This is a genomic window from Paenibacillus lautus, assembly GCF_050482385.1.
Classification (GTDB): domain Bacteria; phylum Bacillota; class Bacilli; order Paenibacillales; family Paenibacillaceae; genus Paenibacillus_AQ; species Paenibacillus_AQ lautus_B.
The window spans coordinates 227,779-250,430 of the sequence record NZ_JBCNHV010000013.1 but is presented as its reverse complement, the minus strand read 5'-3'; the positions used below and the strand labels follow the sequence as shown (position 1 = coordinate 250,430).

Annotated in this window: 20 protein-coding genes; 6 read left to right on the top strand and 14 right to left on the bottom strand. The window is 53.5% G+C overall.

Annotated elements, in window-relative coordinates; all coding sequences use genetic code 11:
- Nucleotides 1-84 precede the first annotated feature (84 nt).
- The gene (locus ABEW73_RS17730) at nt 85-1,830 is read left to right on the top strand and encodes a cache domain-containing sensor histidine kinase (protein ID WP_430166671.1); all 1,746 of its coding nucleotides are present in this window, start codon (nt 85-87) and stop codon (nt 1,828-1,830) included.
- Nucleotides 1,827-3,335, top strand: a complete 1,509-nt coding sequence (locus tag ABEW73_RS17725; RefSeq protein ID WP_430166670.1) for a helix-turn-helix domain-containing protein — start codon at nt 1,827-1,829, stop codon at nt 3,333-3,335. Before ABEW73_RS17730 ends, ABEW73_RS17725 begins: the two co-directional genes overlap by 4 nt.
- A gap of 10 nt (nt 3,336-3,345) precedes the next feature.
- Here the strand turns inward: ABEW73_RS17725 and ABEW73_RS17720 are convergent, their stop codons facing one another.
- The 9 genes from ABEW73_RS17720 to ABEW73_RS17680 form a co-directional block, all read right to left on the bottom strand.
- A complete protein-coding gene (locus ABEW73_RS17720; protein ID WP_430166904.1) occupies nt 3,346-3,525 on the bottom strand; it encodes a helix-turn-helix domain-containing protein in 180 nt (59 codons plus the stop codon).
- Nucleotides 3,526-3,589: 64 nt separating this feature from the next.
- Nucleotides 3,590-5,128, bottom strand: coding sequence for a solute symporter family protein (locus tag ABEW73_RS17715; RefSeq protein WP_430166668.1), 1,539 nt, complete (start codon nt 5,126-5,128; stop codon nt 3,590-3,592).
- A 139-nt stretch (nt 5,129-5,267) separates the two neighbouring features.
- Nucleotides 5,268-6,779 carry a solute symporter family protein gene (locus tag ABEW73_RS17710; RefSeq protein WP_430166666.1) on the bottom strand — a complete coding sequence of 504 codons (1,512 nt, stop codon included), beginning with the start codon at nt 6,777-6,779 and terminating at the stop codon, nt 5,268-5,270.
- A gap of 6 nt (nt 6,780-6,785) precedes the next feature.
- Nucleotides 6,786-7,085, bottom strand: coding sequence for a DUF485 domain-containing protein (locus tag ABEW73_RS17705; protein ID WP_009593006.1), 300 nt, complete (start codon nt 7,083-7,085; stop codon nt 6,786-6,788).
- A gap of 186 nt (nt 7,086-7,271) precedes the next feature.
- Nucleotides 7,272-8,069: a LytR/AlgR family response regulator transcription factor gene (locus ABEW73_RS17700; RefSeq protein ID WP_430166664.1), complete on the bottom strand. Its 798-nt coding sequence runs from the start codon at nt 8,067-8,069 to the stop codon at nt 7,272-7,274.
- Nucleotides 8,056-9,822 (bottom strand): LytS/YhcK type 5TM receptor domain-containing protein, encoded by a 1,767-nt coding sequence (locus ABEW73_RS17695; RefSeq protein WP_430166662.1) that lies wholly within the window; start codon nt 9,820-9,822, stop codon nt 8,056-8,058. The genes ABEW73_RS17700 and ABEW73_RS17695 overlap by 14 nt, the downstream gene beginning before the upstream one ends.
- A 319-nt stretch (nt 9,823-10,141) precedes the next feature.
- Nucleotides 10,142-10,624, bottom strand: coding sequence for a threonine/serine exporter family protein (locus tag ABEW73_RS17690; RefSeq protein WP_430166660.1), 483 nt, complete (start codon nt 10,622-10,624; stop codon nt 10,142-10,144).
- Between the two features lie 23 nt (nt 10,625-10,647).
- Nucleotides 10,648-11,403 carry a threonine/serine exporter family protein gene (locus ABEW73_RS17685; RefSeq protein ID WP_339291939.1) on the bottom strand — a complete coding sequence of 252 codons (756 nt, stop codon included), beginning with the start codon at nt 11,401-11,403 and terminating at the stop codon, nt 10,648-10,650.
- Between the two features lie 198 nt (nt 11,404-11,601).
- Entirely contained in the window at nt 11,602-12,585 is a 984-nt protein-coding gene (locus ABEW73_RS17680) for an aldo/keto reductase (RefSeq protein ID WP_430206391.1), read from the bottom strand.
- A 221-nt stretch (nt 12,586-12,806) separates the two neighbouring features.
- Between ABEW73_RS17680 and ABEW73_RS17675 the strand changes: the two genes are divergently transcribed.
- The 4 genes from ABEW73_RS17675 (at nt 12,807) to ABEW73_RS17660 (ending at nt 16,783) form a co-directional block, all read left to right on the top strand.
- On the top strand, nt 12,807-13,331 hold the full coding sequence (locus ABEW73_RS17675; RefSeq protein ID WP_430166656.1) for a PadR family transcriptional regulator: 525 nt from the start codon (nt 12,807-12,809) through the stop codon (nt 13,329-13,331).
- 118 nt (nt 13,332-13,449) lie between these two features.
- On the top strand, nt 13,450-13,656 hold the full coding sequence (locus ABEW73_RS17670; RefSeq protein ID WP_430206390.1) for a hypothetical protein: 207 nt from the start codon (nt 13,450-13,452) through the stop codon (nt 13,654-13,656).
- 298 nt (nt 13,657-13,954) lie between these two features.
- On the top strand, nt 13,955-15,256 hold the full coding sequence (gene serS, locus ABEW73_RS17665; RefSeq protein ID WP_430166655.1) for a serine--tRNA ligase: 1,302 nt from the start codon (nt 13,955-13,957) through the stop codon (nt 15,254-15,256).
- 489 nt (nt 15,257-15,745) lie between these two features.
- Entirely contained in the window at nt 15,746-16,783 is a 1,038-nt protein-coding gene (locus ABEW73_RS17660) for an LLM class flavin-dependent oxidoreductase (RefSeq protein ID WP_430166653.1), read from the top strand.
- Nucleotides 16,784-16,850: 67 nt separating this feature from the next.
- Here the strand turns inward: ABEW73_RS17660 and ABEW73_RS17655 are convergent, their stop codons facing one another.
- The 5 genes from ABEW73_RS17655 to ABEW73_RS17635 all read right to left on the bottom strand — a co-directional run bounded on the left by ABEW73_RS17655 (nt 16,851) and on the right by ABEW73_RS17635 (nt 22,625).
- Nucleotides 16,851-17,609, bottom strand: a complete 759-nt coding sequence (locus ABEW73_RS17655) for an SDR family NAD(P)-dependent oxidoreductase (protein WP_430166652.1) — start codon at nt 17,607-17,609, stop codon at nt 16,851-16,853.
- A 104-nt stretch (nt 17,610-17,713) separates the two neighbouring features.
- Entirely contained in the window at nt 17,714-18,466 is a 753-nt protein-coding gene (locus tag ABEW73_RS17650; protein ID WP_430166650.1) for an SDR family NAD(P)-dependent oxidoreductase, read from the bottom strand.
- Nucleotides 18,467-18,497: 31 nt separating this feature from the next.
- Complete coding sequence (locus tag ABEW73_RS17645) at nt 18,498-18,950, bottom strand: MarR family winged helix-turn-helix transcriptional regulator (RefSeq protein WP_430206389.1); 453 nt, start codon at nt 18,948-18,950, stop codon at nt 18,498-18,500.
- Between the two features lie 513 nt (nt 18,951-19,463).
- Nucleotides 19,464-20,105, bottom strand: coding sequence for a nitrite reductase (locus tag ABEW73_RS17640; RefSeq protein ID WP_430166647.1), 642 nt, complete (start codon nt 20,103-20,105; stop codon nt 19,464-19,466).
- A gap of 87 nt (nt 20,106-20,192) precedes the next feature.
- Nucleotides 20,193-22,625, bottom strand: coding sequence for a heavy metal translocating P-type ATPase (locus ABEW73_RS17635; RefSeq protein ID WP_430166646.1), 2,433 nt, complete (start codon nt 22,623-22,625; stop codon nt 20,193-20,195).
- Nucleotides 22,626-22,652 lie beyond the last annotated feature (27 nt).

The following is a 22,652-nucleotide window of genomic DNA, read 5'->3' as shown; positions in this document are numbered from 1 at the left end:
TATCTGTATTGTCGCCCCGTCCAGGTTCCAGTACAATAGAACCAACATGCTTATTCGAGACTTAGCGAAATGGAGGCTGCTCCCGTGAAGAACCGCACCTTGTCCATGCGCTCCAAGCTCATCATCCTTTTTTCCGTGACCATACTGGTCCCTGTCCTTATCATCGCTTACGTGATGCCTTCCTATTATACAAAGCTGATTACGTCGGAAACGGAGAAGCTGACCGAGTCGTCCCTTGTCGGGCTGACCAGCAACATCCAATATTATCTGGATGAGCTCGAACGGGTGACATCCATCCCCTATAACTACGACGAAGTCATGTATGCCCTGAAACTCAGATCCTCCGGCCTGTACCCGAAATCGGATCAATATACCCAATATAAGGCGGATTACGCCCTGTACAACACACTGCCAACCGTGCTCGAAAATATGCACAAGGAGATTCTAGGTACCCTGCTGCTGCCGTTCGACGGCTCCGTATTCTACAAAGATAGCCGCTCCACCCTATACACCGCCCGTACCGATTACGACTACACGGGCCAGGATTGGTACATCGATGCAGTCAAGGCAGGCGGCAAAGCCACCTTCGTGAAAGTCCATGATCAGGATTATGTGAAGATGGACGGTCTCCAATCGGTCTTCTCCGTCGCCAGGCTCATCCGCGACATGGATACACGCAAACCGATTGCGGTCATCATGTCGGATGCCGATACCGTCGTCATCGACCGCATTGTGCGCCAATTGATTACAAACGACTCGGTCGTTGTCATCACGGACAAGAATGGGCAGCTGGTCTATGCAAGCCAACAAATTCCCGAAGAAACCTTGAGCCAGCTCTCAGCAAGCGAGGTCAGATATCATAATCAGACGTACGTTAAAGTGTCGAAAACGATTGAATCCAGCTCGTGGATGGTGACCTCCCTGATCCCTCAAAGCCGATTTACGGAGAAGGTGCAGTGGATGCATAACATCGGCATGATCTTTGCCGGCGGCGGTATGATCCTTACGCTGTTTCTATTTCTTGCCTACTCCCGCAAGCTGCTCACTCCGTTTAGGGAGATGATCGGCGTGATGCGTCACGTGCAGCGCGGCGATATGTCCAAGCGGGTCGACATCCACGGCAAGGACGAGGTCGCGGAGCTGGGCGGCGCGCTGAACCGCATGATCGTCAGGCTGGACGAGATGGTCATCAGCGAATATCGTGCCAAACTCAAGCAGCAGGACGCGGAGATGCAGGCTCTGCAGGCACAGATCAACCCCCATTTCCTGTACAACACGTTGAATGGGTTTATCGGCCTGAACCGCAAAGGCGAGCAGCAGAAGCTCGACCGGGCCATCCGCTCGCTCAGCGGGCTGCTGCGCGACATCCTGTCAGCCGATATGTCGATAACGCTCGAGGCGGAATTTAACATTATCCGCAAATACGCGGAGCTGCAGTCCATGCGCTTTGGAGACCGGCTGACCTTCCATTTCTCGCTGGAGCCCTCGCTGGCTTCGCTTCGAATTCCCAAGCTGCTGCTGCAGCCGCTGGTCGAGAACTCCGTTGTGCATGGCGCCGAGCCATGCGCCCACCCGTGCCATGTCGAGGTCAACGCCCACACGCGGATTGCAGGCGGGAGGGCCCATGCCGTCATCCTTATCAAGGATAACGGGACCGGATTTGACCCTAAGAAGCTTGAGCACACCGATCGCGTCGGGCTCCGCAATGCACAGGAACGGCTTGCGCTTATTCGAGACGGTCAGGCTTCACTTCATATCCAAAGTCAGCCTGACCATGGAACAACCATTACGATCACGATGGAACTGGAAGAGGAGGGGATTGCGCAATGAAAATTATCGTAGCGGATGATGAAATGCTGGCAAGAGAGACGCTAATCCTGATTCTTGAGAACCTTCGGCCCAATCTGGACGTGACGGAGGCCAAAAACGGCTTGGAGCTGATACAACAGGCGACAGAGCTGAAGCCCGACATCATATTCGTCGATATCCGGATGCCCGGCAAGAGCGGACTTGAAGCGATGGAAGAGGCACTCCCTTATACCCCCCATGCACAATGGATCATCATGACCGGTTTTGCGGAATTCGACTATGCCCGTCAAGCCCTTCAGTTGGGTGCTCTTGATTACCTCCTGAAACCAATTGAGCCCTTCGATGTGGAGCGGATCGTACTGCGGGCTGCCGCCCAGATCGGACAGGACGCAAAATCGCTCAGCCGCGAGTTTGAATCGATGGTCGCATCGCTATGGCATAACCCGATCATGCAGACCGGACTGGAACACAAGACTGCCGAACGAGAAGGCCAATGGACTGGCATGCTGCTCTATGAGACGCGGCCCGTCCATGCCAATGAAGCTCGACTCGAACAAGCCGGACTTCTGCCGCAAGCTGCACGCCAGGTCATCGCCGACCACGGCTACAAGGAGCTGCTTCTGGCCCTGATTGGACTGGAGCAAGGCGAATATGCCCTGATTGGAAAAGCGCTCACTTCCCAAGCGGAAGCAATCATGCGACGCTTAACCAAGCTGCTTCACGACATGCTGAACAGCCGTTCTCCTGAACACCATGGAAGCCGCCCGGCAACCATCCTGGAATCGGGAACCTATGATTCGTTCGAACCGCTGCGGAATGAAATGCTGGAAATGCGTTCCCTCTCCTACCTGCGAAGCGTTACTGACGATGGGAAGCCCCTGGTTCTCTCCGACATGCGGCGGCTGGCAGAAGATCCGGTGACTGCCCGGTTCGGCACAACTGCGGTCCAGCTTGTTAGAGCATATGCGGAGGGAGACTATACAGCCTTTATGACCTGCGGCGATAAACTTAGGATGCTGTGGGTCCATGAACGGGAAGCCGCGCGCAAACTTCAATCCAGGCTGCTGGCTTTTCTGGCAGCCAGCCTGGACAAGGAAACGCCGACACCGATGCATGAGGAGTTTGTTCCATGGCTAGAACAGCTTTATGAAGAAACAGGGACCCGACTGCTTCGCAAAAAATCTGAGGGCGACCCCGGAGCCAAAGACTGGTTTGAAGAGGTCGTACTTTATTTGGAGGCGCACTTTTGCGGTGATATTACCGTTTCCGCCGTGGCCGAGCGGTTCGGGGTTTCACCAAACCACCTCAGCACGCTATTTCATAAACGAATGGGGGTAACCTTCAGCCAATACGTAACCCGGCTGCGGATGATGAAAGCGAAGGAACTCTTGTCCATCCCCGGCATGAAGGTCAATGAGGCAGCAGAGCAGGTCGGATATTACAGCACCCGGCATTTTACGAATCTGTTCAGGGAATATGTCGGTTGTTATCCCTCTGAGTTCGGCAAGCTGCTGAAACCTAAATGATGAAGCTTCGCTATTTTCTCCACATCAACCCGCATAACAATTCGAACAAATCGAGCACATGGCGCGAATTTTTGCCAGTCAGCTGCTTGATCCGATTTAAGCGGTAGTTCAGGGTGTTCCGGTGGATATTGAGTCCTTTTAACCGTATTGTTATGACAGTGCCTCCAAACAAGGCATAGACCTTGTGCACATGCACAAAGGGGCAGTACGGGGAGACACAGAGACCTTGACAGAAATTCGTATGTCATCCGTGGTTACCCCAATTCGCGGGAACGAATCTCATCCGGGGCCACATGGGCAATGGCCTGCATCTTCTCGAATCGGCCGCTTGAGCCGATTTTGCCGGATAGCAGGGTACCGAGAATGCCGCCAGCGAAGCCAATCGGAATGGACACGATGCCCGGATGCTTGAGCGGGAAGATCGCCTCCGCCCGGATCCAGCCGGCCCCGGGGTCCATCACGTTAGGCCCCACGGCCATGAGCAGCAAGGAGGATACCAATCCGGCCGCAATGCTCGACATGGCCCCATACGTATTAAATCTCCGCCAAAATAGCGTGAACAGCAGCACCGGCAGGTTAGCCGAGGCCGCAACCGCGAACGCGAACGAAACGAGGAATGCCACGTTCAGCTTCTGCGCGCCGAGGGCGAGCACAATCGAAGCGGTGCCAACCACGATGGCCGATAGTTTGGCCACTCTCATCTGCTGCGCCTCGGTCGCCCTTCCTCTGCGGAAAATGCTGCTATAAACGTCATGAGCAAATGCGGAGGATGCCGTCAGCACAAGCCCCGAGATCACGGCCAGTATGGTTGCGAAGGCAACAGCCGATACAAAGGCCATTAAGAATTCGCCACCCAATGCGCTTGCGAGCAGCGGCGCCGCCAGCTCAACCCGCTCCGACAAAACGGACCAATCGACAAAGGCCGCCGCCCCAAAACCAAGAAAAATGGTCATGGCATAAAAGATGCCGATCGTAAACGTTGCCGTTTTTACCGAAGAACGGACCGTACGCGGGTCTCTTACCGTGTAGAAGCGCGCAATAATATGCGGAAGTCCCGCTGTCCCTAAGACCAGTGCCATATTAAACGACAGCATGTCTAGCGGGTGGTCGAACATGTTACCCGCCATCAGAAACCGCTCCTGCAATGGAGTCGCCTGCTTCATGGATTCGAACAAGCCAAGCAGATCCCAATCGAATCTTGCCAGCACGATGAGACTCACGATAAAGGTGCTGCTGACCAGTAATATAGACTTGACGATCTGCACCCAGGAAGTCGCGAGCATGCCGCCGAACGTGACGTAAATGGTCATTAAGCCTCCAACCAGCACGATGGCGAGCGACGTTTCCAGCCCAAACAGCAAATGGACGAGCCACCCGTCACCAACGAGCTGGGCAATCATGTAGAAGACGGTGATCATCATGTTGTTAACGGCGATACATCCGCGCAGCCGTTTCTCGCTGAACCGAACCGCCACCGCATCCGCCATCGTATACCTACCCAAGTTATGAAGCGGCTCGGCGATGATGTACTGCACGATCACATAGGAGGCAAGGAAGCCGATCGAATAGAAAAAGCCGTCGAAGCCGTACACTGCAATGGAGCCCGCGATGCCAAGGAAGGACGCCGCGCTCATATAGTCACCGGAAATGGCCAAGCCGTTTTGCAGCCCGCTCAGACGATTGCCCGCTGCATAGAAATCATTCGTGCTTGTTGTCCGCTTGGCAGCATAATACGTAATCATTAACGTGCCGACCACAATCGCCAGAAAAAAAACGATGCCGGATATGTTCATTTGCAGCCTCCCTCCGCTACAGCCTGAAAGTCCTGTCCTGATATTCCTTTATTTTACGATAAAATGACAAAAAAAGGGCGATCCCCTGTGCTGCTAAGCAGCTGGATACACCCTTTTTGGTCAAAGAATTGGATCCGGATTACGCGCCCGTATTGGCCTTGACCAGCACTTCGGCATACTTCGCTTCATCCTTGGAAGAGGATAACACCGTCCCGATATAAGCTGCCACGAAGCCAAGCGGAATGGAGATAATGCCCGGGTTGCTCATCGGGAAGATCGGATCGCCAATCAAAATCGCTTTGCCGGCCGGATCCCATATATTCGGACTAAGCGCCACAAGAATCACCGTGCTGATCAATCCTGTCAGCATCCCGGTAACCGCGCCTGTCGTATTAAACCTCTTCCAGAACACCGTGAACAGGATGACCGGCAAATTCGCGCTGGCCGCAACGGCGAAGGCGAGCGAGACAAGGAATGCCACGTTCATCTTCTGGGCGAACAATGCGAGCAGAATGGAGACAATGGATACACCAATCGATGCGTACCGTGCCATCCTTAGCTGCTCCTTCTCCGACGATTCCCCGCGGCGCACGATTTGGCCGTAGAAATCATGGGCGAAGGCCGATGCGGCAGACAGCACAAGCCCCGTCACCACCGCGAGGATCGTCGCGAACGCAACCGCCGAGATGAGCGCGAACAGGAAGTCGCCGCCAATCGCTTTGGCCAGGAGCGGCGCAGCCATGTTGCCCGCTTTATCGACCGCGGTAATATCCGCCGCGCCTACGAAGGCGGCAGCCCCGAAACCGAGAAAGATCGTCATGACATAGAAGATGCCGATAATCCAGGTAGCGTATACTACGGAGCTGCGTGCCGTCTTGGCATCCTTAACGGTAAAGAACCGGGTCAAAATATGCGGCAGACCTGCCGTACCGAGTACGAGGGCAAGGTTGAGCGACAGTGTCTCCAGCGGGATTTTGTATTTATTCCCCGGGTTCAGGAATGCCTCCTGCAGCGGGGTGGCCGTCTTCATATGGTGGAACATCTGGGTCAGGCTGAAATCGAATTTGGCGAATACGATCAGCGAGATGATGAACGTGCCGGCCATGAGCAGTATAGCTTTCGAGATTTGAACCCAGCTCGTGGCGTGCATGCCGCCGAAGACAACATAGATGGTCATGAGCACGCCGACAATCAGCACGGACGTGACATAGTCCAGTCCCAGCAAAAGCTTAATCAGCGCACCTGCTCCAACCAGCTGCGCGATCATGTAGAAGATAGAGATGGAAATCGTGTTTAGCGCTGCAACGCCGCGCACTTTCTTGTCGGAAAAACGAGCGGCAATCATATCCGCCACCGTATACTTCCCGAGGTTCCGAAGCGGCTCGGCGACAAGGTACAGCACCACCAGGTAAGCTACGAGGAAACCGATGCTATAGAAGAAGCCGTCAAAGCCGACTAACGCGATCGAGCCTGCGATGCCAAGGAAGGAGGCAGCAGACATATAGTCGCCGGCAATGGCTGTCCCATTCTGCCAGCCCTTGAGCCCTCCGCCTGCCGTATAGAAATCGCTTGTGTTGGATGTTTTCTTGGCAGCGTAATACGTTATGATCAGCGTGAGAAATACAATTCCGCAAAACAACGCGATAGCCATAGTCGATTACGCCCCCATATCCTTTTTAATATCGTCTACCATACGGTCAAACTGGGCCGCCTTGCGGGAGTACAGGATACACAAGACCCATGTCATGACGAATTGCGCGAATGCAAATACCCATGCCCACGTGATCGGACCGATCGCCGGGTGGTTCAACACGTCGGTGTACGAAGTGAGAATCGGCAGCGCAAAGTAAAACAGAAGAAAAAAGACGGTCATCGGTATAATGAACCGTTTCTTGCGGGAGAGCAGCGTTTTGAATTTTTCGGAATGCCATACTTCAGTATAGCTTTTTTCTTCCATTGCCTTTCCCTCCATTAACGATCAGGATTCTATTGCGTCTCCCATGAATGAAAGCGCTTTATAATGATTATATACAGGAGGATTGCCTGCGACCACAGCTCCTGCGCGAAACGTCCGATAGGGTGCGCGAAAGGGCGGATATGCCGCCTGAACCGGGAGACAACCACCGTCCCCACGCGCTTCTCCCTAGGCCTCTCTAAGCAACCGGAACAAATCCCGGGCGGCCTCCCGCGACAAAGGAATCATCGTCCGCTGCTCATCCTTTAGCACAATATTGTAAGCGCCGTTCTGCCAAGGGGACAGCTCCGCAATCCGGTTTACGTTAACCAGGTAACTGCGATGAGGACGAAAGAACGAGTAACCCGTAAGCTTCTCCTCCAGCTCCTGCAGCGTGCTCTTGCTCGTAATCCGCTGGCCTTCCACCGTCCATATGCGAATGACCCGTTCCTCGCGCACCGCGTACAGTATCGCCTCGGGATCGACGAGCACATGTTTGTCCCCATCATCGAACAGCAACTTGCCACGCATGCTGCGGGCAGCAGCCTCAGTGGATGGATACGGAGCTGCCTGTGGGGCGACATCGTAAGCTTCCTGCTTTGGGGAGGCTTGCCCTTCATGAACCCTGCTGCGAATTCGCTGCAGGGTTTCCTTTAAGCGCATATGGCTGTAAGGCTTCAGCAGATAATCAATCGCATTCAGACCAAACGCCTCGACAGCATACTCGTCATAGGCTGTCGTAAAAACAATCAAGGGCGAGATCGGGGAGGCCTTCAGCATCCGCGCAGCCTGCAATCCCTCCAGCTCCGGCATATGAACGTCGAGAAAGACGACATCCGGCTGCCGTAAGGGAACCAGCTCGAGCAGCTCCCGGCCGTTCGCGGCATGAGGAAGCAGCTCGATATCGGGCTCCTGTTCCAACAGGTAAGCCAGCTCCTCCCTTGCCAATCGTTCGTCTTCCGCTATCATCGTTTTAATTCGCTTCACGGTACCGGCTCCCTTCCGATAGACTGCAGGGGATGCTGAAGGATATGCTGCATCCGCCCTCTGCAAGATTTTCTACGATGAGTCTGGCTTCCTTGCCAAACATGCTGATTAAACGCTGATTGATATTGTAAATGCCGTTTCCGGTACCTTCGCTGCCGATGATCGGTTGTTCGCCGAGGCTGTCCAGCACCTCAGGAGAGATACCTGCCCCGTTGTCCCGCAGCTGCACAACCGCCAGATCGCCCGCCCGCTTTAGGGTCAACTGGATGATGCCCCCGCTCGCTTTATCGCGCAAGCCGTGCTTAATGCTGTTCTCCACCAGCATTTGCAGCGTTGCAGGCGGAATCATAAGCTCGCCAAGCTCCGGATCCAGCTGGCATTCAAACGTGAACTGATCCTCAAACCGGATTTGAATAATGTCCAAATAGGCATTCAACAGCTCCATTTCCTCACGAATGGTCGTTCTGCGGGAGGCCATGACCTTGACGTTCAAGCGCATGAACGCCCCCAGTTGCATCGTGGCATGTCTTGCCAGCAGCGGATCGCTCCGGATCAACGAATGGATTGCATTGAGCGTATTGAACAGAAAATGCGGATTGATCTGCGCCTGCAGAAGCTTAAGCTCCGCCTCTTTCATTAAATGGCTCATCTTCTCGTGGGCCGTGGCCCCGAGCTGATAGGAAATCAGCTGTCCAAGCCCTTGGGCCATTACCAGCTCAACGCGCCGAATATCCTGCGGCCGCTTGAAGTAGAACTGAATGACGCCTACGATCTCGCGACCCTCGATCATCGGGACAAGAATGGCGGCGCCGAGTGCCGGATGACGGGGCTGAATATCTTCCGCATTCTCGATGATCCGAAGCTCGCCGGTCGAGATGACATTCTTGGTCAAACCGGATCTGATCTCTTCTCCGGGATCAACGGTACGGCTGGCGGCTCCGGCATGGGCCAGGAACCGCTCCGTATCCGTAATGGCGACTGCCGTTGTTTTCAGCTCGCGCAGCAGCAAGGTGGCCACGGCCTGAGCCGTTCGGTACGTCAAGCCCTGCTTCAGATGCGGCAGCGCCGCTTCCGCGATATGGAATGCCTTCTCCGTCTCGTACGCGGCTGCCCGCTCTTCCTCGGTGAGCGCAACCCGCAGCATCGTCGTGAAGATCGCAATGGATATGCTGTTGGTCAGCACCATCGGCAGACCGATCAGGTTGACCAGCTCAACCGCGCGGTCCGGCTCATCCGCACAGATCAAAATAACTCCCATGAGCAGGATCGGCGCGAACATGCCGACGAATAACGCTTTTGCCGGCGAGATCACCCGCTCCTGCGAGAAGAATCGGGCCACGCCCCCGGCCAGGGCGCCCGTAAGCGGTACGGCGACAGCTCCTGCCAGCCCCGTGTAGCCCCCGATATACAGCAGATGGGCTCCCGCCAAAAGCCCGCCCCCGATGCCAACGCGGGGCCCGCCGATCAGCCCGCCAATGACAACGCCGACCAGAGCAGAATGGGCCAGGGCCTGTTCCTCCGTCAGCTGCATCAGCCAGAAGGAGGAGCTCGACTCGCCATTCTCCACGACAACGCCTGCATACACCCCGAGGATGCCGAAGAGGCCAAACAGGCAGGAATAGATGAACATTCGTGTGCCGGACATCTCTTTGCGGTCCAGCAATTGGCGGAACAACGGAATTCTCGTCAGTATAAACGTCAGGATGAGCAGCATGCCCATCCGTTCGAACAGATGCAGCGTCAACTCCTGCATGGACATCCCTCTTCTTTGGTAGACTAGGAATCTTCAACTGTCGGTCAGTGGATGGTATCGATAGATAGGATAGAGGTGAATGCGGTTTCATTTCATGCAGTAAAGATTATATAGTACAGCGAGGATTTGGACAATAAAAAGGAATAACATGAAACTTATGTAAAAATATTCACGAAGGGGACAGCCCCTTCAGTTCACTCAAAAAAACCGTATCCCCTGCAGTTAAGCGAAAGATACGGCCAGTAAGCAGCTGCAAGGCCAAAATATCCGAACTTGTTCCTCGTTCTGATGGGTTAGGTCTCTGTGGAATCGCGAGAGTTCACGACGAGCCGGTCGATTTGGGTTTTCCAGCTCTCCTCCGGGATATCGACCACTTCCGAATGACCTGATTGGTCACCTCCGACAGCAGCAACCCCAGTGCGATGGCGCCTGAAATCATGAAGGCTTGCGCCCCCAGCTGAACAGCCTGATCGAATTGATTCTGGGCGACATGCCGAAGGGCATTATAGGCGACTCCGCCCGGTACGAGCGGAATAATCCCCGACACGCTGAACACGATAATGGGAGTCTTGTATTTTTTGGCGAAAAAATGGCTGATCATCGTCACGCAAAAAGCCGCAAACACAGTGGCCGTCACCGGCTCAACCATCATGTTCTGCAGCATAATGTAGAGCAGCCAGCCCACCATGCCGGCAAACCCGCACTGCAGCAGTGCTTTTTTGGGCACGTTGAATATGATCCCGAAGGCCGCCGAAGCAACAAAACTCGTGATGAGCTGCTGTATATAAAAGGTTGCCACCATCTTCACCTCCACTCACACATCTCTTAGAATGACAACGTAAACGCAATTCCCGCTCCGATGGCAAAGGACGTAACAAAAGCCTCCGCGCCTTTGGACAAGCCGGATATCAGGTGCCCCGCCATTAAATCGCGGATGGCATTCGTGATCAGCAAGCCCGGTACCAGCGGCATCACGGAACTGATAATGATCGTATCCAGCTGATGGCCGAATCCGTATTTGACCATCCATACGGAGGTTATGCCGATGACCAACGCTCCCGAGAATTCGGCGAAGAATCGCACCGGTATGACCCGATGCATGAATAGAAAGCAGGAGAAGCCAAGACCGCCCGCAATGGCCGCCGGTACGAAATCCGGCCAGACACCGCGAAACATAATGAGGAAGCAGCCGCTTGCGATCGCTGACAGGAGAATCAGCAGCCATGTCGGATATATCGCCTGCTCATGTTCGATTTTCTCAAGCGCCCTATGAGCCTCTTCAATCGTCAGCTCACCGAGGCTTATGCTCCGAGACACGCTGTTGACCTGATCGATCTTATCGAGATTGGTTGTCCGATCCGAAATACGAATAAGCCGCGTAATATGCTGAGGCTCCTCCACCGAGAAGATGATCCCGGTCGGAGTCATATAGCTGTGGCTGTTCTCCACGCCGAAAGCCGCGGCGATCCGCATCATCGTATCCTCGACCCGATAGGTCTCAGCACCGCTTTGCAACATAATTTTTCCTGCTAACAAGCAGACCTTGATGATGTCATGCTCCCGCTTCAACAAGTCATTCAAAACGACAATCCTCCTGCTGAACACATACCGATTCAGAATCTTTGCCTATATTATAGTATCATTGCCATGATAAAGCATAGGGTATGCTTTAAAGCAGCGCTGCAGCAGCTGCAATCGTTCTGTTCAATGCCCATCATCGACACAAAAAGCCCCCCGAACGATCGGGAGGCTTCTTACTATTTATGCTCGGAATGCAGCTTAATAGGCACCGCGGATGTGCTCCGCTACCCGCTCCTGATAGAAGCGAGCCAGGCGTTCTTTCTCCTCCATGCTGAACGAAGGCACGTCCAGCGTGCCCAGATTATCTTCAATCTGGCGGACGCTGCGGAAGCCGGGTATGACAGCGCTGACCTCGGGGCAGTCCAGGATCCAGCGCATGGATGCGCGGGCCATGTCGCCTCGGCCCTCGGCAATCCAAGCGAGCTCTCTGGCGAGCTCAACCCCTTTTTCGAACCGGAGGCCGGCAAAGGTCTCGCCCACGTTAAACTGCTCCCCGTTTGCATTGAAATTTCGGTGATCCCCTTCGCTGAAGGTGGTGGTCTCCGTAAATTTCCCGGTTAACAGACCGCTGGCAAGCGGCAAGCGCACCAAAATGCCGACGCCCGACGCTTTGGCTTTCGGGAGCAGCCCAGCCAGCGGTTTTTTGCGGAACAGATTGAAGATAACCTGCAGGGAGCTTACGCCAGGTACCCCCAGACAAAAAAGTCCTTCTTCCACCGTCTCCACGCTGACGCCATAATGCCGGATTTTCCCCTCCGCCTGCAGCTTGTCCAGCACTTCAAACACCCTTCCGTCCTTCAACACCTCGAAGGGAGGGCAGTGAACCTGATAGAGATCAATCCGCTCCCGCTGGAGCCGCCTTAGGCTATTCTCGCAATAAAGGCGGATGGAGTCCTCCGAGTAGGTCTGAAAATCATGAATATCTCCGGCACGGCAAAATTTGGTGGCGATATGCACCGAGTCTTCCCTGCCTTTGGTTGCGCGAGCGAGCAAATCCTCCGCATGCCCATCTCCATATACGTCGGCCGTATCAAAAAAGTTCACCCCTTCGCCGATGGCGCGATCCAATCCCTTCAAGGCTTCCTCATCATGGGTCTGCCCCCATGAACCTCCGATCGCCCAAGTACCAAAGCTGACCTCGCTAATGTGAAGCTCCGTATTTCCCAATTGTCTGTAGTTCATCAACGATATAGCCTCCTCATCCAACTGCCATACTAGTTCACACTAATAGACTAAACGTTAAACCGCTTTCATTCAATCCATATATGACATTTACCTATTTTTCGGCAAATTGTTGACAAATCATTCCATCGTATTTATAATTACAACCATTATATATCCAACATTGGATATCCAGTTATGAAATTATTCTTTACCTACACATCCTAAGGAAGTGACCCAACATGACCAACCTCATCCTGCTCTCATTCCTGCGCCAGCGCCCGATGCACGGCTATGAAATTCAGCAGCTTATTCAGGCCAGCCGCATGGACCTATGGACGAATATTCTATCCGGCTCCATCTATTATGCACTTAACAAGATGGAAAGCGACGGTCTGATTGCAGCCACCGCTGAAGAGCGGACCGGTGCGAGACTTCGCAAAATTTACAGTATTACGGATGAAGGCGAGAAGTTATTCCAGAAGATGATCCGCGAAACCTTGACGCTTCCTCCCCATACCGTCAAATCCGACTTCTCTCTTGGATTGGTCTGGATCGAGAACATTCCGAAGCAGGAAGCGGTGGAATTACTGCAGCAAAACCTCAAGCAAGTGGAAGAATCGCTGGCACAATGGCGTTCAGGTAAAGAAATTAAGGGACAGTACGGCTTATCGAAGATCGCCCTTGCTACCTTCGACAATGCGATCTCGATCCTGGAACAGGACATCACCTTTCTCAACAAGATCATAACACTGGTTCAAGAATAAGCCTCAGCATCAGCTGCGGCTTTCATTTCCGGTCAATAAACAACATTGAATATAAAACATTGATTAATAAGTTGCCATCCTGGGTCAGCTGCAGCCGTTCCATTACCTGGTCGATGCCATGTCCATTGCCGTTTCTCCGCAAGGCGCAATCACCGGCATCTGGATGCCCCTTATAATTCTTATAGGCTTCACGATCCTTATCCTCGGTGCAGTCGCATGGACCTTCCGCTGGGATGCGGAGCAGCCTGCCAGATGGAAGCAGGGAGCTGCGAAGAAAGCTGCGTCGATATATCAGCGTACAAAATCCGAAGAGCCCCTTGTATAAAAGACATCTCATGCGGTATACTGAACAACAATATCAACATCAGGCCGATGAAGAGCTTCCAACTCCGAGGCGTTCTCGTCAAGGGGAGCCGATCCTACAACCGATCAGCCCGTCCCCCTAAGTTAACCGGACCCGCCCGTTACCGCGGAATCAAAGTGGATTGAACACGGACCAACCCGTTTCTTGATGAGGTTACGGTTCAATCAATTTGGGTGGCACCGCGAGCGCATAAGCGTCCCTCGTCCCATATGGACTAGGACGCTTTTTTATTTTTTTCAGAAGAAGGAGCGCGGTGATCATGCTAGATTTGAAATGGATCCGAGAGAGCACAGAGAATCAGGAAGAACTGCAGCGAGTGGCTAACCAAAAAGGCATTGCCCTATCGGTTGCCGAACTTGTCCGGCTGGATGACCAGCGCCGGACACTGCTGCTGGCCGTGGAGAGATTGCGGCAGCAGCGCAATGCCATCTCGCAGGAGATCAGCATGCTCGTGCGGCAAGGCAAACAGGAAGAAGCCGAGCGGACGAAGCAGCAAGTCAAGGACATCAATATGGAGCTTGACGAGCAAGAATCGTTGTACCGGGAAGTAGACGCGGATTACGCCCGGCTGCTCATCCTTGTACCGAATATCGTTTCGCCGGATACGCCGGTCGGAGCTTCGGATGAGGACAATGTAGAGATCAGACGGGTTGGCGAGCCCCCTTTGTTTAATTATGAATACAGGGATCATGTCACGCTCGGCGAGCTGCACCGGATGATCGACATTCCCCGCGGCGTCAAAACCGCCGGCACGCGCAGCTACTACCTAACCGGCATCGGCGCCATGCTGCACCGGGCCGTTCAGCAGCTTGCGGTGGATATGCTGGTCGCCAAGGGTTTTACCCTTATGGACGTACCGTTAACCGTTAGAACGGAGGCCATGCAGAATACAGCCTTCTTCCCGCTTGGTCAGGATCAGGCTTTTCAAATTATGGAGCAAGACAAGTGGCTCGTCGGTACGTCCGAAGTGCCGTTGGTATCGTTCTATAGCGGTGAAGTCGTCGATGTGTCGCAGCCGATTCGCCTGGCCGCAGCGTCGCTGTGCTTCCGGAGCGAGGTCGGCTCGGGTGGCCGGGACGTCCAGGGCCTGTACCGGGTGCATCAGTTCGCGAAGGTGGAACAGGTCGTTCTCTGCGAGGCCAGCGCGGAAGCCTCGGAGCAGCTTCTGCAAGAGATCACAGCCAATGCCGAGGAGCTGCTACAGAAGCTCGAATTGCCTTACCGTGTCGTTGCCGTCTGCACCGGGGATATGTCGCAGAAAACGTACAAGCAATACGACATCGAGACATGGATGCCAAGCCGCGGGGCTTACGGGGAGACACACTCGTCGTCGAATCTACTCGACTTTCAGGCGCGTCGCTCGAACATCCGCTACCGGGACGCGGAAGGCAAGCTGCACTACTGCCACACCCTGAACAATACGGCCGTGGCTTCGCCGCGAATTCTCATCCCGCTGCTGGAGAACCACCAGCAGCAAGACGGTTCGATCCTCATTCCAAAGGCGCTCAGACCTTACATGAACGGGATGGAGCGGATTGAGCCTCCAAGTGAAACGAAATGAAATCAAAACCAGCATAATCTGAACATTCGACAGCGCAGCCGTCAAGGCTGCGTTGTTTTGCTATTCTTACCTTCTTAACGAAAAGCTTGCCAAAACTTCGCCAATTATAGATGCACCGAATAGGGTCCACCGATAATTAGATCAGAATAAAAGGCATATATTATATGGAGCAGCTATATAACACAAGAAAAGGTCTGGCTTCTGTGAAGGTTCTTCGATGTACATTTTTCTTTAGATTATCGAAGCTATATGTTTTCAGCGAAGCTGAACTATTCGTTAATCGCAAGAAAAATTTCCTCTTATTGCGGTCTGGCTTCTTTGAGGTGCATCGATGTATATTTTTCTTATGGATTAAGTAGGTATATAATGTTCGTTATATAGGGATATCAACTATCGATAATAGATTTCATATTTTTCAACATCCAGACGGATGTCTTCTCCCTATATAAAAACTTGCCGTGCCGCGCACGAATAAGGAGGTCAACCCATATGACAGAACCCCATCTTGATCATACAGCGTCCAAAACGCTTCGCGATATCCCAATTTCCATTCTGGATCTCGCCCCGATTACAGCGGGCAGCACCGCTGCGCAGTCGCTGCGGAATACACTCGATCTGGCCCAACATGCCGAGAAGTGGGGGTATAACCGCTACTGGCTTGCCGAACACCACAATATGCCGGGGATCGCCAGCTCGGCTACTTCGGTCGTCATTGGCCATGTCGCCGGGGGCACGAGCAAGATCCGCGTCGGATCGGGCGGCATCATGCTGCCGAACCACGCTCCGCTGGTCATAGCCGAGCAGTTCGGCACCCTCGAATCGTTGTATCCCGGCCGGATTGATCTCGGTCTTGGCCGTGCGCCGGGATCGGATCAGCTCACATCCCGTGCGCTCCGCCGCGGTCCTGGCAGCGACGGCCAGGATTTCCCGGATCGTCTCGGCGAGCTGCGTAATTACTTCCAGCCTACTTCTGGCTCATCCATGCGTATCCGGGCGATTCCCGGTGAAGGCCTGCATGTACCGATCTGGCTGCTCGGCTCCAGCGGTTTCAGTGCGCAGCTGGCAGGCCAGCTGGGGCTTCCGTTCTCTTTTGCGAGCCACTTTGCTCCGGATTATCTGATGGCTGCGCTCGATCTGTACCGTACCAACTTCCGCCCTTCATCCGAGTTGAGCAAGCCTTATGCCATGATCGGCGTGAACGTGATCTGTGCCGACACGGATGAGGAAGCGCAGCGCCTGGCTACTTCGCCGTATCAGCAGTTCCTGAACATCATCCGCGGCCGTACCGGCCAGCTGAGTCCGCCGGTGGACAGCATGGATGAGCTGTGGAACTTACAGGAGCAGGCCATCGTGAAGCGCCAACTCAGCTTCTCCGCCATCGGCAGCCCTGCAACCGTACGTGCGCAGTTGGAGGAGTTCCAGCAGTCGACGAATGCAGACGAGATTATTGTCGCGGCCGCCATCTACGATCATGAGGCGCGCCTGCGTTCATATGAGCTGCTGGCGGATGTCGTCGGCATCCAATAAAACTATGCCAAAAAGACCAGTCAAACCCGGTATTCCGGTGCTTGACTGGTCTTTTTTTCTTTATATATTACAGCGTCAATCCGCCATCAATCGTAACTAGCGAGCCTGTCATGTAGCTGGAGCCCGGGGAAGCCAGGAAGGCAACCACGTTCGCGATTTCATCCGCCTCAGCCGGACGTCCCATCCGCATGCTGCCCACTTCCTCTGGCACGTAGCCACCTTCCATGAAGGACTTGGCCACCGCTGCCGTAAGCGGCGTCTGAACGCCGCCCGGACAAATCGCGTTCACGCGAATGCCCTGCTTCACGTATTCCAGCGCTGCTCCCTTCGTCAAGCCCACCACCGCATGCTTGCTTGCCGAATAAGCAGCTGCACTGTGCTCGCTGCGAATACCCGCCGTGGAAGCGGTATTGACGATATGTCCGCTGCCCTGCTCTTTCATGACTTTCAAAACATACTTCATGCCGAGGAAAGCGCCCTTGACGTTCACGGACATTTGACGGTCAAATTCATTCTCGTCGATGTCGTCCAGCATCGAGAACTTCTGCACGATGCCTGCATTGTTGAAGAAGAAATCGATTCTGCCGTAGGCTTCAACCGCCTTGTTCACATAGTTCTGAACGTCCTCGGTTTTTGTCACATCCGCTTGAACGAAGATTCCCTCTCCGCCCTGCTCCTTGATCAAACGCAGCGTTTCTTCGCCGGCTTCCTTGTTGAAGTCAACGAGCACTACCGTTGCACCGTTCTCTGCCAATTTCAAGCTGCTGGCTCTGCCGATCCCGCTGGCTGCGCCGGTAATGACAGCGATCTGTTTGTTATCGGACATGAAACAACACTCCCCTTGATGATAAGATAAATTAGGTCTGACCGAGTAGTATCACGATCATTTCTACCGTCTATAGCCTATAGGTAAGCCAATGGAAGAATGACTTACTTCGCAAAATATCCGCCATCAATCGGCAGCTCAACGCCTGTAATATAAGAAGATTCATCCGAAGCAAGGAACAATACGCCGCGTGCGATATCTTCCGCTTTGCCCAGGCGTGGAAGCGGAGTCTGGGATTGGAACCACTGCATCATCTGCTCATCCTTGAAGAGGTCCACGGTCATTGGCGTTTCGATGTAGCCAGGGTGAACCGAATTGCAGCGGATGTTATGTTTCGCACAGTCAACGGCCGTGGCTTTAGTCAGCATGCGCACCGCGCCTTTGCTTGCCGTGTAAGGACCGGCGCCGCTGCCGCCTGTCAGGCCGGCAATGGAGGAAATGTTGACGATGGAACCGCCGCCGGCTTCGATCATGTGCGGAATGACATATTTCTGACCGAGGAATATGCTCGTAACGTTAATCGACATCGTCTTCTCCCAGCCTTCCACCGTCAAATCCATGAACGGCGTTGCATTGGAGACACCGGCATTGTTGACCAGAATGTCGATTTTGCCAAATTTTTGAACGGTCTCATCCACGACACGAACCCAGTCTTCCTCGGAAGCGACGTTGTGCTTGAATCCGATCGCTTCGCCGCCAAGCGCTTCAATCTCAGCTACGACGTCTTTGATCTTGTCTTCCTGAAGGTCCGTAATCGCAACCTTGGCTCCCTCCTGCACAAACAAAAGAGCGTCGGCTTTACCCATCCCACCTGCTGCACCTGTAATGATTGCTACTTTATTATCTAATCTCCCCATGGGAATACCTCCTGCAATAGTAGTCGTTGGTTTAGCTATCTTCATGAGACTGCCCGATCTTAAGCTGCAAATGTTCAATCATCTTCTCATATGAAGCGATCAACACATCCATCTCCTGATCCGAGAAATCCGACCATAAGCCTTCATTCAATTCACGGTACTTCGCAATCATCCGGGCTTCAACTTCACGGCCCTGCTCCGTAATCTTAAGATAGACCTGACGCCTGTCCTCGCTTGACGCCACCCGTTCAATATAACCCTTACTGACCAGCTTGTTGCTCAAGTTGGTCACAGCCGAAAGCGTAACATTCAAGGCATTGGCAAAATACGAGCTGGTCTGCTGCCCCTCGTACGCCAAGGTCTGAAGAACGTAATATTGCGGACCGGTCAAATCATTGTCCAGAATCTTGGCATAGTTCGCCACAAGCGTCATCATCTGACGGGCCACCATGTTAGATAATTGTTCCCTCTTATCCAGTTTCATCACCTCGATGCACAACGAAGTCCTTACAAATATATTACAAATTTAAATAGTTAAAATCTTTTAACAATATAAATTGTATACCCTTTCATATCACTCGTCAACCACGATAAAATACCCGATCTGGCTGTTATTCCCACCGCCGCAAGTAGAGGAGACGAAATGCGCTCAGAGTGGGTCTCGCTTGATCGAACCAAGGATTCCAATGGGTGGCGCGTTCTAGTCTATAGAAAAAAGAGCACCCTCAGGTGCTCTTGAGAGTATATCCATCCTCGTTTCGGCGTATCCCGTTATGAGAAATAGCCGGTATATTCAAAAGAATCGAAGTCGGTGTGAGCCGGACCTTCTCTGCCATTCCCGGTGGTGTTGGGATCAGCGCTCCGGTAAATCGGCCAATCCTTCGGACGAGACAATGGAACCTGGTGGATGAAGCCGTACGAAATGGAAGATCCCCACTACGCAGCGTTGGTGATGAAAAAAGGCACCACCCTTAGGTGATGCCTTCTAAACTTTCGTTTATCCTGCCGGATCCATCCGCCCATCCAGCGTGAGTTGACGCAACTGATCGAGCGTCATGCGATCTACGAAGCGCGAGAACTTCTCTTTCTTCTTGCCGTTCTCCTGGTAGACGGCGATCAGCTTCAGGATGATCGGGGCCAGCAGCTCAGGCGCTACATTCTTATGCAGCAGCTTAGCCAGAGCAGCCTTCAGCCCTCTCGGCTCTCCACCCACATAGATATCATAGGTGTTCCTCATCTTAATAACGGCAATATCCTTCAGCAGCGGCTCGCTGGTGCCGAGCGCGCAGCCTGCGTAACCGATCTTTAGCGGATTGGGTACAGGATGATCGGCGATCGCTTCATCCAGCATCTTCGCAACGTCCAGTCCCGAATCTTCCGCCCCCCGGCAAAAGTTGCAGGTGATCAGGCTCTTGGAGACAAAGCCGGCAGGATGAACCTGAAGTCCGGCGGCTTCCAGCTTCGCCTTTGCTTCTTCCACCCGCTCTGCATCCATCTCCACGTAGAGCTGTTTAAAGGTAGTCATCTCAATGCGGGCATCCTCGCCCACGATAGAGCCCAATACGGATAGCTGATCCGGGCGGAACAGCGTTCCGCCCACTTCAAAACCGGGTGTCACTGCGAATTTTTGCGTTGCCAATGTCTGCACCCCCATCAAGTCGCCCTAATCATCTTTTCCTTATCAGGTTGATCCATACTCTATATATGAACGGTCAGTCTGCTTTCGTTATACCTTCATCCGCTGCAAGCGAAGGGCATTCAGCACGACTGATACGGAGCTCAGTGCCATGGCGGCCCCGGCCACCCAAGGTGCCAGGAGCCCGATGGCGGCAATCGGAATGCCGAGCGAGTTATAACCCAGCGCCCAGAACAGGTTTTGACGAATGTTGCTCATCGTCTTGCGGCTCATGTAGATGGCATCCGGAATGCTGTTCAGGTCGCCCTTCATCAGCGTTACGTCAGCGGCTTCCATGGCCACATCCGTACCTGTGCCGATGGCCATGCCGATATCGGCAACCGCAAGGGCTGGTGCATCGTTAATACCGTCACCAACCATGGCGACCTTCTTGCCCTGCTGCTGGAGCTTCTTCACTTCATCCGCTTTGCCTTCGGGCAGTACCTCGGCACGTACATGGTCGATGCCAACCTGCTTCGCGATGGCCTGTGCCGTGCGTTCATTGTCACCGGTAATCATAATGACCTCGATGCCCATTTCTTTCAATCTCGCTACGGCAGCACGGGACGTCTCCTTGATCGTATCCGCCACAGCCACAAGACCCGCATATTGACCGTCTACCGCTGTAAGCATGGCAGTCTTGCCTTCGGTTTCAAGTTCCGACATTCTGCCGAGGATCGAATCAATCGATACGCTATGCTGTGCCATCAGCTTGCGTGTGCCTACCAGCACCTCATGTCCTTCCACGCTGGCACGGATGCCGTAGCCTGGAATGGCTTCAAAATGCTCCGTGGCCGGAAGCTGTGTTCCTTTTGCCTCAATCCCGGCCACAATCGCTTCAGCAAGCGGATGCTCGGAACTCTTCTCAGCAGATCCGACCAGACGAAGGAACAGCTCTTGATCAAAGTTATGAACTTCCACATCGGTCAACTCGGGTTTACCTTTCGTGACTGTGCCTGTTTTATCCAGAATAATTGTATTGATTTTATGGGTAGACTCCAGATGCTCTCCGCCCTTGAACAGAACGCCCAGTTCTGCAGCGCGGCCCGAACCCGCCATGATCGAGGTCGGTGTAGCCAGACCCAGCGCACACGGACAAGCAATAACCAGAATCGCAATGGCAATTTCTAGTGATTGGGAAAAATTACCTGGTTCTACCCAGAAGTACCATACGAGGAAGGCAACAATCGCAATGCCGACCACGATCGGAACGAAAATGCCGGAGATAACATCAGCTACCCGCTGAATCGGAGCCTTGGAGCCTTGTGCTTCCTCAACCACCTTGATAATTTGGGCTAGAGCGGTCTCTTTACCCACTTTCGTCGCTTCAAGCATCAAGCGTCCGTTTTTGTTTATGGTGGCACCGATCACAGCATCGCCCGCTTTTTTCTCAACCGGAATACTCTCACCTGTCAGCATCGACTCATCTACTGCCGACGTGCCTTCGACTACTTTACCGTCCACCGGGATTTTCTCACCCGGCTTTACCAATACGAGATCACCCACCAGGACCTGTTCCACCGGGATGGTCATCTCCTGACCGTCACGAACGACCAGCGCCGTTTTGGCTTGAAGACCCATCAGGGTTTTGATGGCCTCTGAGGTACGGCCTTTGGCCAGGGATTCAAACAGTTTCCCCATAATGACCAGCGTGATCAGCACCGCACTTGTTTCATAGTACATTTCGGGCCCATGGTGTACATTTGCTCCGGCAACGGCCCAATCGATCGTTAAATACAGGCTGTAGAAATAAGCTGCCGACGTACCGAGTGCGACCAGAACGTCCATATTGGCGCTTTTGTTGCGGAGAGCCTTATAGGCTCCCACATAGAACTGTTTTCCGATAAAAAACTGTACCGGCGTTGCCAGGATCAGCTGGAACCAAGGGTTCATGAACAGATCCGGCATCCAGATCCAGGAGGTGAAGGAGAAATGGCTCACCATGGCCCAGAGCAGCGGCAGCGACAGAATCGCCGACAGGAGCAGCTTCCGCTTTTGCTTGGTGATGGCCTCCTTGCGGTGACCTTCCTGATCAAGCGTCTCCTGTTTGGAAACCGCCTGATACCCAAGCTTCTCCACACGCTGTTGAATATCGCTAAGGCTTACCTCTGCGGGATTGAATTCCACCCGGGCCGTTTCCAGTGCAAAATTGACGTTGGCCTGATTAACACCTGGCATCTTGCTTACCACTTTCTCGATTTTCGAAGCACAGGCTGCGCAGTACATGCCAATCAGCTGCAGGTCCACGGTTTCCTTTGCTGTTCCGTAACCCAGCTTTTCAATTTTCTCTTCCATCTGCTGGACGGAAACCACATTCGGATCAAATGTAACCGACGCTTTTTCCAGCGCAAAATTCACATTCGCTTCCTGGACGCCCTCCATTTTGCTAAGACCCTTCTCAATCCGATTCGCACAGGCGGCACATGTCATACCCGTTAACTGCAGCGATGTTTTCTTCTGTTCCATTGTTGCTTCTGCTCCCATCTTCTCCTCACCCCTCTTCATCCTCGT

What these genes read in the sequence shown, in the direction of transcription:
- ABEW73_RS17725 (WP_430166670.1), top strand. Translation starts at nt 1,827, where the DNA reads ATGAAAATTATCGTAGCGGATGATGAAATGCTGGCAAGAGAGACGCTA.
- ABEW73_RS17715 (WP_430166668.1), bottom strand. Translation starts at nt 5,128, where the DNA reads ATGAACATATCCGGCATCGTTTTTTTTCTGGCGATTGTGGTCGGCACG.
- ABEW73_RS17710 (WP_430166666.1), bottom strand. Translation starts at nt 6,779, where the DNA reads ATGGCTATCGCGTTGTTTTGCGGAATTGTATTTCTCACGCTGATCATA.
- ABEW73_RS17705 (WP_009593006.1), bottom strand. Translation starts at nt 7,085, where the DNA reads ATGGAAGAAAAAAGCTATACTGAAGTATGGCATTCCGAAAAATTCAAA.
- ABEW73_RS17695 (WP_430166662.1), bottom strand. Translation starts at nt 9,822, where the DNA reads ATGCAGGAGTTGACGCTGCATCTGTTCGAACGGATGGGCATGCTGCTC.
- ABEW73_RS17690 (WP_430166660.1), bottom strand. Translation starts at nt 10,624, where the DNA reads ATGGTGGCAACCTTTTATATACAGCAGCTCATCACGAGTTTTGTTGCT.
- ABEW73_RS17680 (WP_430206391.1), bottom strand. Translation starts at nt 12,585, where the DNA reads ATGAACTACAGACAATTGGGAAATACGGAGCTTCACATTAGCGAGGTC.
- ABEW73_RS17675 (WP_430166656.1), top strand. Translation starts at nt 12,807, where the DNA reads ATGACCAACCTCATCCTGCTCTCATTCCTGCGCCAGCGCCCGATGCAC.
- ABEW73_RS17670 (WP_430206390.1), top strand. Translation starts at nt 13,450, where the DNA reads ATGTCCATTGCCGTTTCTCCGCAAGGCGCAATCACCGGCATCTGGATG.
- serS (WP_430166655.1), top strand. Translation starts at nt 13,955, where the DNA reads ATGCTAGATTTGAAATGGATCCGAGAGAGCACAGAGAATCAGGAAGAA.
- ABEW73_RS17660 (WP_430166653.1), top strand. Translation starts at nt 15,746, where the DNA reads ATGACAGAACCCCATCTTGATCATACAGCGTCCAAAACGCTTCGCGAT.
- ABEW73_RS17655 (WP_430166652.1), bottom strand. Translation starts at nt 17,609, where the DNA reads ATGTCCGATAACAAACAGATCGCTGTCATTACCGGCGCAGCCAGCGGG.
- ABEW73_RS17650 (WP_430166650.1), bottom strand. Translation starts at nt 18,466, where the DNA reads ATGGGGAGATTAGATAATAAAGTAGCAATCATTACAGGTGCAGCAGGT.
- ABEW73_RS17645 (WP_430206389.1), bottom strand. Translation starts at nt 18,950, where the DNA reads ATGAAACTGGATAAGAGGGAACAATTATCTAACATGGTGGCCCGTCAG.
- ABEW73_RS17635 (WP_430166646.1), bottom strand. Translation starts at nt 22,625, where the DNA reads ATGGGAGCAGAAGCAACAATGGAACAGAAGAAAACATCGCTGCAGTTA.